Source organism: Micromonospora krabiensis (assembly GCF_900091425.1).
Taxonomy (GTDB): Bacteria; Actinomycetota; Actinomycetes; order Mycobacteriales; family Micromonosporaceae; genus Micromonospora; species Micromonospora krabiensis.
Map to the genome: position 1 here is coordinate 742365 of NZ_LT598496.1, position 11933 is coordinate 754297.

Genomic DNA, 11933 nt, shown 5'->3' on the forward strand with positions numbered 1-11933 from the left:
CGGCAGCCGCATCCGTCCGCTCGGCGCGGCGCCGGTGCCGATCGAGCGGCGGGCCTGGCAGTCGGCTCAGGTGGAGGATTGCGGACCCGCATCCAAACATCTATCTTCATACGTGTGATGTTTCGTCGGTGTCAAGCGAATGTTTGCTCCGAAAAGACGTAAGCCCTCGCAGTTCGCTGCGAAAGTTCTGTGGTTCAGCGCCTCGAACGAGTCCGGCGCGATGCACGGCTCCTGCTAATCGCTACTGTCTGTGAGGGCTTTTGGATGTCAGACCCACGGCCCGCGCCGTTGCTCACCCTTCGGGGCATCGGCAAGTCCTTCCTGGGAGTACGCGTTCTCGACGGTGTCGACCTCGACGTCGCGCCGGGCGAGGTCCATGCCGTCGTCGGCGAGAACGGTGCCGGGAAGTCAACCCTCATGAAGATCGTCTCGGGTGGATACGTCCCGGACGAGGGCACCGTCGAGCTCGCCGGTGAAGCCCGCGTGTTCCGCGGCCCGCGCGACGCCCAACGAGCGGGTGTCGGCATCATCCACCAGGAGTTCAACCTCCTGCCGGAGCGCACCGTCGCGGAGAACGTCTATCTCGGGCACGAGCCGGTGCGCCGCGGGCTGGTCGACCGTCGCGCGATGCTCGACCGCACCGCTGATCTGCTCACCTCGATCGGGGAGACCGGCCTTCCGGCCGACGCCCGGGTGGGACGGCTCGGCGTCGCGCAGCAGCAGGTCGTCGAGATCGCGAAGGCGCTCGCCCTGGACGCGCGACTGCTCATCATGGACGAGCCGACCGCGGCGTTGGCCGACCACGAGGTCGAACTCCTCTACGGGTTGGTGCGCCGGCTCCAGCGGCGGGGGATCGGCCTGCTGTACGTCTCGCACCGACTCACCGAGGTCTTCGACCTGTCCGGTCGGATCACCGTCCTGAAGGACGGCCGGCGGGTCACCACCGTCGACACCGCCGACACCACCGCGGACGAGTTGGTGCGACACATGGTCGGCCGCGAACTGTCCAGCTACTACCCGGACCGGGCAGCGGCCGGTGACGTCGGCGCGGTGCGACTGACCGTCCGCGACGCGGGGAACCGGAAACTGCGTGGCGTCGACCTCGAGATGCGGGCCGGCGAGGTGCTCGGCGTCGGCGGTCTGCAGGGCTCGGGACGGTCGGCGCTGGCCCGTGCGCTCTTCGGGGTCTCCCCGTTCACGACCGGCGACGTCACGCTGGACGGCAAGCCCGTACGGCTGCGCTCCCCACGCGCCGCGATGCGGACCGGCGTCGCCTATGTCACCGAGGACCGCAAGGGGGAGGGGATCGTGCCCCGGCAGTCGGTGCTCGACAACGCGCTGCTCGCCAGTCGGGCCGTGTTCGCGGCCCGCTCCGGTCGCGCGGCCCGCACCCAACGGGTACGGGATCTGCTCGCCGCGGTGGAGGTCCGCGCCGCCGGTGACGACCAGGAGATCCGCTTTCTCTCGGGCGGCAACCAGCAGAAGGTCGTCCTGGCCCGGTGGCTCGCGGTGAACCCGCGGATCCTGCTCTTCGACGAGCCGACCCGGGGCATCGACGTGGGAGCGAAGTCGGCCATCCACGACCTCATCCGGCGCCTGGCCCGCGACGGCGCGGCCGTGTTGATGATCTCGTCCGACCTGCCCGAGCTGTTGGGGATGAGCGACCGGATCGTCGTCATGCGCGACGGCCGGATCGCCGGAGAGCTGCCCGCCGGCGCGACCGAGGAAGACGTCGTGGCCCTCGCGGTCGGCACGGTCCGGGAGGCGGCCCGGTGAGCGCGAGGAGTGAGCCGGGGTTGCGAGCCCCGCAGTCGCGAACGGAGATGACCCGGTGAGCGCGAGGAGTGAGCCGGGGTTGCGAGCCCCGCAGTCGCGAACGGAGATGACCCGGTGAGCGTCCTGTCGCTCCTGCCGGCCCGGCGCCCCGTACCGGGCGTTTTCGTGGCCCTGACCCTCACCCTGGCGATCGGTTGGCTGGTCGTCCTGCTCGACGGCGGTCAGCTGTTCAACCAGTCCACGACGGTGAGTCTGCTGCACGTCGCCGCGGGGCTCGGGCTCGTCGCGGTCGGCCAGACCCTGGTGATCCTGGGCGGCTCGCTCGACCTGTCCGTGGCGTACGTGATCAGCCTCAGCACTCTCGTCGCCGCCGAGACGATGAACGGCAGCGACGGCGCGGTGCTGCCGGCGGTCGGCCTGGCGCTCGCCGTCAGCGCCGGCATCGGGCTGTTCAACGGGATCCTCGTCACGAAGCTCCGGGTCAACGCGTTCATCGCGACCCTCGGCGTCGGGCTGCTGCTCAGGGGCTACCTCGACAACGGCTACGACGGCCCGGCGGGCACCACCGCGCCCTCGCTCGTGCAGTCGCTCGGGTACCAGCGCGTCGGGCCGGTACCGGTGTCGTTCCTGCTGCTGCTGGCCGTGACCGCGGCGGTCTGGTTCGCGCTCACGCGAACCCGCTTCGGCCACCATCTGGTCGCCGTCGGTGGGGACCCGGAGGTGGCCCGGCTCTCCGGTGTCCGCAACGACCGCGTCCTGGTCACCGCGCACGTCCTGTGCTCGATGTGCGCCGGGCTCGCCGGCATCTACCTCGCCAGCCGGCTCGGCTCGGGCGCGCCGCGCGTCGGCACGGAGGGCCTCTACGACCTGGAGTCGATCGCCGCGGTGGTGATCGGCGGGACCGCCCTCGCCGGCGGGCGGGGCGGCGTCATCGGCACGGTCGGCGGGGTGCTGCTGCTCGCCAGCATCGACGCCATCTTCAACCAGCTCGAGGTCGACGCCTTCTTCAAGCAGGTGATCCGGGGCGCCATCATCATCGCCGCGGTCGCCGTCTACGCCCGGCGGGCAATGCGAAAGGCGGGCTCCTGACCATGCAGACCGTTCAGTCCCGTTCGCTGCCGCTGCGCCTGCCCCGGGCCCGCCCCGGTGGGGTGCTGCCGATCTTCGCGATCCTCGTGGTCCTGCTGGTGCTCGTCGGTATCCGGCAGCCCGACTTCCTCAGCCCGCCGTCGCTCATGTCCTTCCTCGGTCGTTCGGCGCCGATCATCCTGCTCGCCGCCGGCCAGTACTTCGTGATCGTCTCGGGCGAGTTCGATCTCTCGGTCGGCTCCCTGGTCACCGCGCAGGTGGTGGTCGCCGCCCGGCTGATCGACGGCGACCCGGCCCGCACCTGGCCGGTGGTGCTGCTCCTGCTCGTCTTCGGAGCGCTGGTCGGGCTGGTGAACGGGCTGGTCACGACCCGGCTGCGGGTGCCCTCGTTCATCACCACCCTCGGCATGTTCCTGATCCTCTTCGGCGCGGTCTACCTGTGGTCCGACGGTGCCCCGAAGGGTGCGCTCTCCGAGGAGTTCCGCCGGTTCGGTCGGCGGGCCTTCGAGGACGTGCCGGTGCTCGGCCGGGTGCCGTACGCGCTGCTGGTCCTGGTGGCCCTGGCGGTCGCGGCCGTGCTGCTCATGCGGTCGGACTTCGGCCGGACGCTGGTCGCCGTCGGCGACAACCCGCGCACCGCCGAGTTGAGCGGGGTGCGCGTCTGGCGTACCCGAACCGTCGCCTTCATCCTCAGCGGGCTCGCGGCGGCGGTGGCGGCGATCCTGCTGGGTGGCTACAGCGGTGTGTCGTTCCAGGCCGGTGCGGGTCTGGAGTTCGGCGCGATCACCGCGGTCGTGCTCGGTGGCGTCGCGCTGGGCGGGGGGCGCGGTGCGGTGGTCGGCGCGATGCTCGGTGCGCTGACCCTCGAACTGCTGTTCGCCCTGATGAATTTCTACGGCGTCTCCGGCGCCCTCAGATCGACCGTCCAGGGCGCGATCATCCTGCTCGCCGTGGCGGTCTCGGCAACGCGTTCTTCGTCGAGATAAGGGGAAAACATAGTGCGACGATCCATCACGGCCCTCGCCGCCGTCACCCTGCTGTCCCTCACCGCCTGCGCCACCGACGAGCCGGTCGCGAGCCCGTCGGGCAGTGCCCCGGCCGCGGGATCGGGCACCGGAGAGCAGTCGAAGTTCTTCGTGCAGGCCGACTACGACGCCGAGCTGTCGCTGCTCACCGCCAGCCCCACCGGCCCGGCGGACAAGCCGTGGGAGCAGGTGCTCAACCCGACGATGGTCGACACCGCCAAGTTCAAGAAGAAGGGGCCGCACAAGATCTGTTTCTCCAACGCGGCCCTGAACAACCCCTGGCGTCAGGTCGGGTTCAAGACCATGCAGGCCGAGGTCGAGGCGCAGCGCAGTCGGATCAGTGAGTTCGTGCACGTCGACGCCGAGGGCAAGGACCAGAAGCAGATCGCGGACATCAACGACCTGCTCGGCAAGGACTGTGACGCGCTGATCGTCTCGCCGAACACCACCGCCACGCTCACCCCGGCCGTCGAGGCGGCCTGCCAGGCCGGGCTGCCGGTCATCGTCTTCGACCGCGGTGTCAACACGAAGTGCCCGGTGACGTTCATCAACCCGATCGGCGGTTACGGCTTCGGTCATGTCGGCGCCGAGTTCGTCAGCCAGAAGATGAAGCCCGGCGGCAAGGTCCTCGCCCTGCGGATCCTGCCCGGCGTCGACGTCCTGGAGACCCGTTGGTCGGCGGCCAAGGTCGCCTTCGACAAGGCGGGCGTCAACGTCGTCGGTGTCGAGTTCACCGATGGTGACCCGGCCAAGACCAAGAAGATCGTCGACGACTACATCCAGCGGCACGGCACCATCGACGGCGTCTGGATGGACGCCGGGGCGGTCGCCGTCGCGGCGGTCGAGGCGTTCCAGGACGCGGGCAAGCCCGTCCCCCCGATCAACGGTGAGGACCAGCTCGACTTCCTGAAGATCTGGAAGGACAAGAACCTCACGGCGATCGCGCCGACCTACCCCACCTACCAGTGGCGTACGCCGATCATCGCCGCGCTGCGGATCCTCGACGGCGAGCAGGTGTCCAGCCCCTGGAAGCTGCCCCAGCCCACCATCACCCAGGAGAACCTGGACCAGTACCTGGACGCGAGCATGCCGCCGCTGCACTACGCGATGTGCGGCTGCACCGACCTGCCCGGTTATCCGCAGCGCTGGAAGTAGGTAACCGGTGTACGCCATCGGCGTGAACCCCTGGGTGTGGGCGTCGCCGGTCGACGACAACGCGCTCGTCGAGCTGGTCCCACGGATCGCCTCGTTCGGCTTCGATGCGGTCGAACTGCCGATCGAACAGCCCGGTGACTGGGATCCGATCCGTACCCGCGACCTGCTGGCCGCGCACGGCCTCGTCGCGGCCGGCGTCTGCGCGGTCACCCCGCCGGGACGGGACCTCGTGGACGCCTCGCCGGAGGTCGTCGAGCGCACCGTGGCGTACCTGAAGGGGTGCGTCGACAGCGCCGCCGCTGTCGGCGCACCCTGCGTCGGCGGTCCGGTCTACGCGTCGGTCGGCCGCACCTGGCGCATGACCCCGACGGCGCGGGCCGAGTGTTACGCGGACTTCCGCCGCGCGGTCGCACCGGTCGCCCACCACGCCGCCGAACGGGGTGTGGCGATCGGTGTGGAGGCGCTCAACCGGTACGAGACGAGCGTCGTCAACACCGTCGAGCAGACCATCGAGCTGATCGACGGCCTGCCCTCGAACGTCGGCATCATGCTCGACACCTACCACCTGAACATCGAGGAGGCCGACCCGTACGCGGCGCTGACCCTCGCCGGGCCGTACCTCAAGCACGTCCAGGTCAGCGGCACCAACCGTGGCGCGCCCGGCAGCGACCACTTCGACTGGCCCCGGTTCGCCGCCGCCCTGGCGGCGACCGGCTACCGGGGCCCGGTCTGCATCGAGTCGTTCACCGCCGACAACGAGACGATCGCGACCGCCGCCTCGATCTGGCGTCCGCTCGCCCCGTCGCAGGACCGGCTCGCGCTGGACGGCCTGACCTACCTGCGGCGGGTCCTGGGCTGAGCGCGTAGCGGGGCAGTGGCGCCGACCAGCGGTGGAGCCTGCGCGACTGCCCGCGCCCGGGGGTGGGGCCCGGCCGACCGGCCCGGCCCGCCCCCGGGTCGTGCGCCGTCAACGGGGTGGACCGTCGGTGGGGCTGAGGGAGAAGTAGTCCTCCTCCTCGATGGCCAGGTGCAGCCGCAGCACGGCGTCCAACCCGTACAGGGCGGCGAGCAGGTCGGGCACCTCGTCGGGGCGCAACCGCCCGTCGGGCAGGTGTGCGAGGTGACCGCCGACGCGGTCAACCAGCCGGCTGATCTCCACGTGCTGCCGGCTCATGGTCGACGTCGCCTCGTCGCCACCGGGCGGGCCGGCCAGCGCCGGGTAGAGCCGGCGCTCCTCGCCCGATTCGTGTGGCAGCACCTCGTCGGTGAACCGCCGGTGCACCTCGCGCAGCGCCGGCACGCACTCTGGGGCGTCCGGGCGGGTCGCCACCAGGTCCGCGGTGTCCCGCAGCCGGGCCAGCGCCTCCCGCACCCCGGCGTGCTGGCCGGCGTACCGGTCGAGCAGGTCCCGGGTCTCCGGCGGCACGCCGCGGTGGCGCAGTCCGCCGCGGAGCGCCCGCAACGCGTTGAGGATCACCAGCACGTCGATGCCCTCCTGAAGGAACGCGCCGGCGACCGGGGGCAGCCGGCCGAGGGCCGCGACCACCATCGCCACCACCGCCAGACCCATCCCGACCGCGGCGCTCTGGATCGCGATCCGGCGCGCGTAGCGGGCGATCTCGACGGCGTCCGCGAGCCGGTCGAGCCGGTCCACGGTGAGTACCGCGTCGGCGACGTCGGCGGACGCGGTCGCGCCGGTGGCACCCATCGCCACGCCGACGTGCGCCTCGGCCAGGGCGGGCGCGTCGTTGACGCCGTCGCCCACCATCACGGTGACCGCCCGCCCGGCCTCCGACCGGACCCGGTCGACCTTCTCCCGCGGCGAGCACTGGGCGATCACGTCGTCGACGCCCACCAGCTGCGCCACCTGTCGCGCCGTGCGCGGCCGGTCACCGGTGACCATGACCAGCCGGGTCAGGCCGGCCTCCCGCAGCCGCCGCACGGTACGCCGGGCGTCCGGTCGCACCGGGTCCTCGAGGAGGATCGCGCCGAACGGGCCGCGGTCGTCACCGACCCAGACGGTGGAGCGCCCGGCCAGCTCGGCGCGCTCCCGGATCCGCCGCGCCCACTCCTGTGGTTCACCGGTCAACTGGCCCACCCGCACCAGACGGCCGTCCACCCGGCCGGTCACCCCGCGCCCCGGTTCCTCGGTGACGTCCGCCGGTTCGGCCAGTCGCAGGCCCCGCTCCCGCGCCAGCGTGACGAGGGCGGCGGCCAGCACGTGGGGGGAGAGCTGCTCGACCGAGGCGGCCAGCCGCAACACCTCGTCCCGGTCGCCGCCCGGAGCGGCCACGACCTCGCTCGCGCGCGGACGGCCGGCGGTCAGCGTGCCCGTCTTGTCCATCAGGAGGGTGCGGGCGCGGCCCAGCAGCTCCAGCGACCCGCCCTCCCGGATCAGCACCCCCCGTCGGGCCACCCGGGACAGCCCGGAGACGATGGCGATCGGGGTGGCCAGCAGCAGCGGGCAGGGAGTGGCCACCACCAGCACCGCCACCGCCCGCAGGAACTCGCCGGTCAGCAGCCAGGCGACGCCGGCCAGCAGCAGGGTGAAGGGCACGAAGGCGGCCGCGTACCGGTCGGCGAGCCGGACCACCGGCGCCTTGCGCGCGGTCGCCTCCTCGGCGAGCCGGACGATCCCGGCGTACGTGCTCTCCGCCGCGTTCCTCGTGGCATGCAGCCCGAAGCCGGCGCCGGCGTTGACCACACCACTGGCCACCTGCTCACCCTCGGCGCGGTCGACGAGCTGCGACTCGCCGGTGACCACCGACTCGTCCAGCGTCGCGGCCTCCTCGACCGTGCCGTCCACCGGCACCACGTCGCCGGGACCCACCAGCAACCGGTCACCGGCCGCGACCCGGTCCAGCGGCACCACCTCGATTGCGCCGTCGGGTGTGCGCCGCCGAGCCTGCCGGGGGGCCCGTTCCAGCAATGCGCGCAGGTCACGGGTGGCCCGGCGCTGCGCGTACCCCTCCAGGGCCCGCCCGGTGCCCACCATCACGGCGATGACGGCGCCGGCCAGGTACTCCCGGACCAGCAGCGTGCCGACCAGCGCCAGCACGGCGATCACGTCCACCCCGAACTGCCGGTGCCACAGCTGCCGCAGCATCGCCCAGGCCGCCGGCAGCAGCGCCGCCAGGGTCACCGCCCCCCAGACCAGGTCGGCCGCGTCCCGTCGGTCGGCGAGCCGGAAGCCGACACCGATCAGCAGGGCGAGGGTGAGCAGGGTGAGGGGTGCCCACACCCGCCAGTCGATCCGACGTCGCCGGGTCGGCCGTTCCGGCACGCACTCGCGCGGTTCCGCCCCCACCTGCGGATCGTCTCAGCGGCTTCGACGCCCGCACAGCGCAACCGGGGGTATTGGACACCTCAGGCCGTCGGCGGCATCACGTGGCGCCATCGCCATTGCGTATGGCATCACTGTGATGCCATACTGGCGTCATGGAACTTCGTGGGTACGTGGACGCGGTCCGACGCGACCTCGCGGTGGCGGCCGCGGCCGGCGGCGAAGAGGCGCGCGAGCTCGGCGAGCGGCTCAGCGCGGCGCTGGAGTCGTCGATCCGGCTGGCCCTGCTGGACGCGCTCTCCGAAGCGGCGACCGAGATCACTCGCGACCTTGCGCCGGGCTCGGTCGACCTGCGGCTGCGCAACCGGGAGCCGAGCTTCGTCGTGACGCCGCCGCCGGCCGAGCAGTGGGCCGACGACACCGAGACGCCGGTGATGCCATCCGTGATGCCACCGGTGATGCCACCGCCGCAGCCGCCCGCAGACGGCGAGGACGAGGCGACCGTACGAATCAGCCTGCGCCTGCCGGAGCACCTCAAGGCGCGCGTCGAGCAGGCGGCGGCGACCGCCGGCGTCTCGATCAACACCTGGTTGATCAGGGCGGCGGCCGCCGCCGTCGACGCCGGCAACCAGGCCCCGCGTGCCGAGGCCCCCCGGCGCTCCGGCGCCCCGAGCGGAGGCCAGCGCTACACCGGCTGGGTGCGCTGACGGCACCAGCCCCACCGACCACCCGAAAGGGGAACACCATGCCATCGTTCGACACCCCCAACCCGATCTCCGCGTCGGTCGAACTCGTCGCCGGCGACGTCCGCATCATTGCCGGCGCGCGGGCCGACACGGTCGTCCACGTGCGGCCCGCCGACGAATCCGACGAGCGCGACGTGCGCGCGGCCGCGCAGACCCGCGTGGAGTACGCCTCCGGCCACCTCCTGGTCCGCGGTCCCCGGCAACCCACCTTCGGCATCTTCGGCAAGACCGGCTCCGTCGAGGTGACGGTCGACCTGCCCGCCGGCTCCGACGTCGACGGGAAACTGGGCGTCGGGGCGGTCAACTGCTCCGGCGCGCTGGCCGACTGCCGCCTCAAGACCGGCGCCGGTGACCTGCAGGTCGAGGACACGCGCACGCTGCGCCTGAACACCGGCTTCGGTGCCGCCGTGGCCGAGAACGTGACCGGCGACGCCGAGATCACCACCGGCTCCGGCAAGATCAGTGTCCGCGCCGTCGGCGGGGAGGCCGTACTCAAGAACAGCAACGGCGACACGTGGATCGGCGACGCCGGCGGCGAGCTGCGGGTCCGCTCCGCCAACGGCCACATCGTCGCCGAGCACGCCGGCGCCTCCGTCACGGCGAACACCGCCAACGGTGACATCCGCATCGGCGAGGTGGTCCGCGGCTCCGCGACGCTGCGCACCGCAGCCGGCCGCGTCGAGGTCGGCATCCGCCGGGGCACCGCGGCCCGGCTCGACCTGCACACCCACTTCGGCAAGGTCCGCAACGACCTGGACGCCGCCACCGGCCCCGCGGACACCGACGAGAAGACCGAGGTGCTCGCCCGTACGGCGTTCGGCGACATCGTGATCCACCGCGCCTGACGCATCCCACCACCGCACGATCCGGTCATCGGCGTACACGCCCCTGACCGGCGGTGAACCGCGCCCCCGTACACCGGTCCCGCCCCGTCGGCCCGACCGGCGATGGCGCGCGCCCCCGGCACCCACACCATGACTTCTGTCGATGGAGGAGCAATGATCGTAACGACCGCGACACGGCCGGCCATCTCGGTGTCCGGCCTACGCAAGACGTACGGGGACAAGACCGTCCTCGACGGCATCGACCTCACCGTCACCGAGGGAACCGTCTTCTCGCTGCTCGGCCCCAACGGTGCCGGCAAGACCACCGTCGTGCGGATCCTGTCCACCCTGCTGCCCGCCGACGCCGGGTCGATCCGCGTCGCCGGCCACGACCTCGCCAGCCAGCCCGACGGCGTACGGGCGGCGATCGGCGTGACCGGACAGTTCTCCGCCGTCGACAACCTCCTCACCGGCGCGGAGAACCTCAAACTCATGGCCGACCTGCACCACCTCGGCCGTACCGAGGGCCGACGCCGCATCGCCGAGCTGACCGACCGCTTCGACCTCGGCGAGGTGGCCCGCAAACCGGTCTCCGTCTACTCCGGCGGCATGCGACGCCGGCTCGACCTGGCGATGACCCTCGTCGGCAACCCGCGGCTGATCTTCCTCGACGAGCCCACCACGGGTCTCGACCCGCGCAGCCGGCACGCGATGTGGCAGATCATCCGCGGGCTCGTCGCCGAGGGCGTCACCGTCTTCCTCACCACCCAGTACCTCGACGAGGCCGACCAGCTCGCCGACCGCATCGCCGTGCTCGACCACGGTCGCATCGTCGTCGAGGGCACCCCCGACGAGCTGAAGCGCCGCATCCCCGGCGGGCACATCCTGCTGCGCTTCACCGACCCCGCCGCCCTGCGCGCCGCCGCCCGCGCCCTCGCCGTCGCCCAACGCGACGACGACGCCCTCACCCTGCAGGTCAGCAGCGACGGTGACGTGCGCTCGCTGCGGGCCCTGCTCGACCGGCTCGACGACGCACGGGTCGAGGTGGACCACCTCTCGATCCACACGCCCGACCTGGACGACGTCTTCTTCGCCTTCACCGGCACGACCGCATCCGCCGCGCAGGACACCCACCCGGGGGGACACCGATGACCAGCCTCGCCCACACCCTGACCGACTCGGCGACGATGTTCCGCCGACAGGTCCGCCACCTCCAGCGCTACCCCTCGCTCACCGCGATGCTGATCGGCCTCCCCGTCGTCCTCCTGCTGCTGTTCGTCTACGTCTTCGGCGAAGCCCTCGGCGCCGGGCTCCCCGGCGGTGACCGCGGCGCGTACCTCAACTACCTCGTCCCCGGCATGCTGCTGTTCAGCGTGACCGGCGCCGCGCAGGGGACCGCGATCTCCGTGGCGATGGACATGACCGAGGGCATCGTCGACCGCTTCCGCACCATGGCCATCTCCCGCGCGTCCGTCCTGACCGGACACGTCCTCGGCAGCCTGGTGCAGACCATGCTCTGTATCGCCGTCGTGCTCGGCATCTCGCTCGCCATCGGGTTCCGCCCGAACGCCACCCCGGTCGAGTGGCTCGCCACCGTCGGCGTGCTCGCCGCGATCGCGTTCGCGCTGATCTGGCTGTCGGTCGCGCTCGGCCTCGTCAGCGACAGCGTCGAGACCGCCAGCAACACGCCCATGTTCCTGACCCTGCTGCCGTTCCTGGGCAGCGGCTTCGTACCCACCGACACCATGCCCGCCGGTCTGCGGTGGTTCGCCGACTACCAGCCGTTCACGCCGGTGATCGAGACGCTGCGCGGCCTGCTGCTCGGCTCGGGAATCGGCGACAGCGCCCTGCTCGCGCTGGCCTGGTGCGCGGTGATCTCGCTGCTGTCGTACCTGTGGGCCCGGCGCGCGTTCCGTCGACGCGCGGCCCGGTAACCGCGTGGGATGAGCGTGGGGCGGACGCCGACCGGCGTCCGCCCCACGCCGCCGTGTCCGGGATCCCGCCGGTGGCCGTCCACGACGGCGGCCCGACCGGC

Annotated in this window: 10 protein-coding genes; 9 read left to right on the forward strand and 1 reads right to left on the reverse strand. The window is 72.2% G+C overall.

Annotation, left to right across the window (positions count from 1 at the left end; all coding sequences use genetic code 11):
- Positions 1 to 264 precede the first annotated feature (264 nt).
- The 5 genes from GA0070620_RS03330 to GA0070620_RS03350 all read left to right on the forward strand — a co-directional run bounded on the left by GA0070620_RS03330 (position 265) and on the right by GA0070620_RS03350 (position 5904).
- Positions 265 to 1776, forward strand: a complete 1512-nt coding sequence (locus GA0070620_RS03330; protein ID WP_091588471.1) for a sugar ABC transporter ATP-binding protein — start codon at positions 265 to 267, stop codon at positions 1774 to 1776.
- Between the two features lie 114 nt (positions 1777 to 1890).
- Complete coding sequence (locus GA0070620_RS03335; RefSeq protein ID WP_091588473.1) at positions 1891 to 2865, forward strand: ABC transporter permease; 975 nt, start codon at positions 1891 to 1893, stop codon at positions 2863 to 2865.
- A 2-nt stretch (positions 2866 to 2867) separates the two neighbouring features.
- Positions 2868 to 3851, forward strand: coding sequence for an ABC transporter permease (locus GA0070620_RS03340; RefSeq protein ID WP_091588476.1), 984 nt, complete (start codon positions 2868 to 2870; stop codon positions 3849 to 3851).
- Positions 3852 to 3863: 12 nt separating this feature from the next.
- A complete protein-coding gene (locus tag GA0070620_RS03345) occupies positions 3864 to 5045 on the forward strand; it encodes an ABC transporter substrate-binding protein (RefSeq protein WP_231922198.1) in 1182 nt (393 codons plus the stop codon).
- Positions 5046 to 5052: 7 nt separating this feature from the next.
- On the forward strand, positions 5053 to 5904 hold the full coding sequence (locus GA0070620_RS03350) for a sugar phosphate isomerase/epimerase family protein (RefSeq protein WP_091588478.1): 852 nt from the start codon (positions 5053 to 5055) through the stop codon (positions 5902 to 5904).
- Between the two features lie 108 nt (positions 5905 to 6012).
- Here the strand turns inward: GA0070620_RS03350 and GA0070620_RS03355 are convergent, their stop codons facing one another.
- A complete protein-coding gene (locus GA0070620_RS03355) occupies positions 6013 to 8352 on the reverse strand; it encodes a heavy metal translocating P-type ATPase (protein WP_091588481.1) in 2340 nt (779 codons plus the stop codon).
- 131 nt (positions 8353 to 8483) lie between these two features.
- Between GA0070620_RS03355 and GA0070620_RS03360 the strand changes: the two genes are divergently transcribed.
- The 4 genes from GA0070620_RS03360 to GA0070620_RS03375 all read left to right on the forward strand — a co-directional run bounded on the left by GA0070620_RS03360 (position 8484) and on the right by GA0070620_RS03375 (position 11832).
- Entirely contained in the window at positions 8484 to 9035 is a 552-nt protein-coding gene (locus GA0070620_RS03360; protein WP_091588483.1) for a toxin-antitoxin system HicB family antitoxin, read from the forward strand.
- 38 nt (positions 9036 to 9073) lie between these two features.
- Positions 9074 to 9919, forward strand: a complete 846-nt coding sequence (locus GA0070620_RS03365; RefSeq protein ID WP_091588486.1) for a DUF4097 family beta strand repeat-containing protein — start codon at positions 9074 to 9076, stop codon at positions 9917 to 9919.
- A gap of 153 nt (positions 9920 to 10072) precedes the next feature.
- Positions 10073 to 11050: an ATP-binding cassette domain-containing protein gene (locus GA0070620_RS03370; protein ID WP_091588488.1), complete on the forward strand. Its 978-nt coding sequence runs from the start codon at positions 10073 to 10075 to the stop codon at positions 11048 to 11050.
- A complete protein-coding gene (locus tag GA0070620_RS03375; protein ID WP_091588490.1) occupies positions 11047 to 11832 on the forward strand; it encodes an ABC transporter permease in 786 nt (261 codons plus the stop codon). Before GA0070620_RS03370 ends, GA0070620_RS03375 begins: the two co-directional genes overlap by 4 nt.
- Positions 11833 to 11933 lie beyond the last annotated feature (101 nt).

Bases quoted from the DNA above. Each gene is read 5' to 3' on its own strand.
- GA0070620_RS03330 (WP_091588471.1), top strand. From the start codon at position 265: ATGTCAGACCCACGGCCCGCGCCGTTGCTCACCCTTCGGGGCATCGGC.
- GA0070620_RS03340 (WP_091588476.1), top strand. From the start codon at position 2,868: ATGCAGACCGTTCAGTCCCGTTCGCTGCCGCTGCGCCTGCCCCGGGCC.
- GA0070620_RS03360 (WP_091588483.1), top strand. From the start codon at position 8,484: ATGGAACTTCGTGGGTACGTGGACGCGGTCCGACGCGACCTCGCGGTG.
- GA0070620_RS03365 (WP_091588486.1), top strand. From the start codon at position 9,074: ATGCCATCGTTCGACACCCCCAACCCGATCTCCGCGTCGGTCGAACTC.
- GA0070620_RS03370 (WP_091588488.1), top strand. From the start codon at position 10,073: ATGATCGTAACGACCGCGACACGGCCGGCCATCTCGGTGTCCGGCCTA.
- GA0070620_RS03375 (WP_091588490.1), top strand. From the start codon at position 11,047: ATGACCAGCCTCGCCCACACCCTGACCGACTCGGCGACGATGTTCCGC.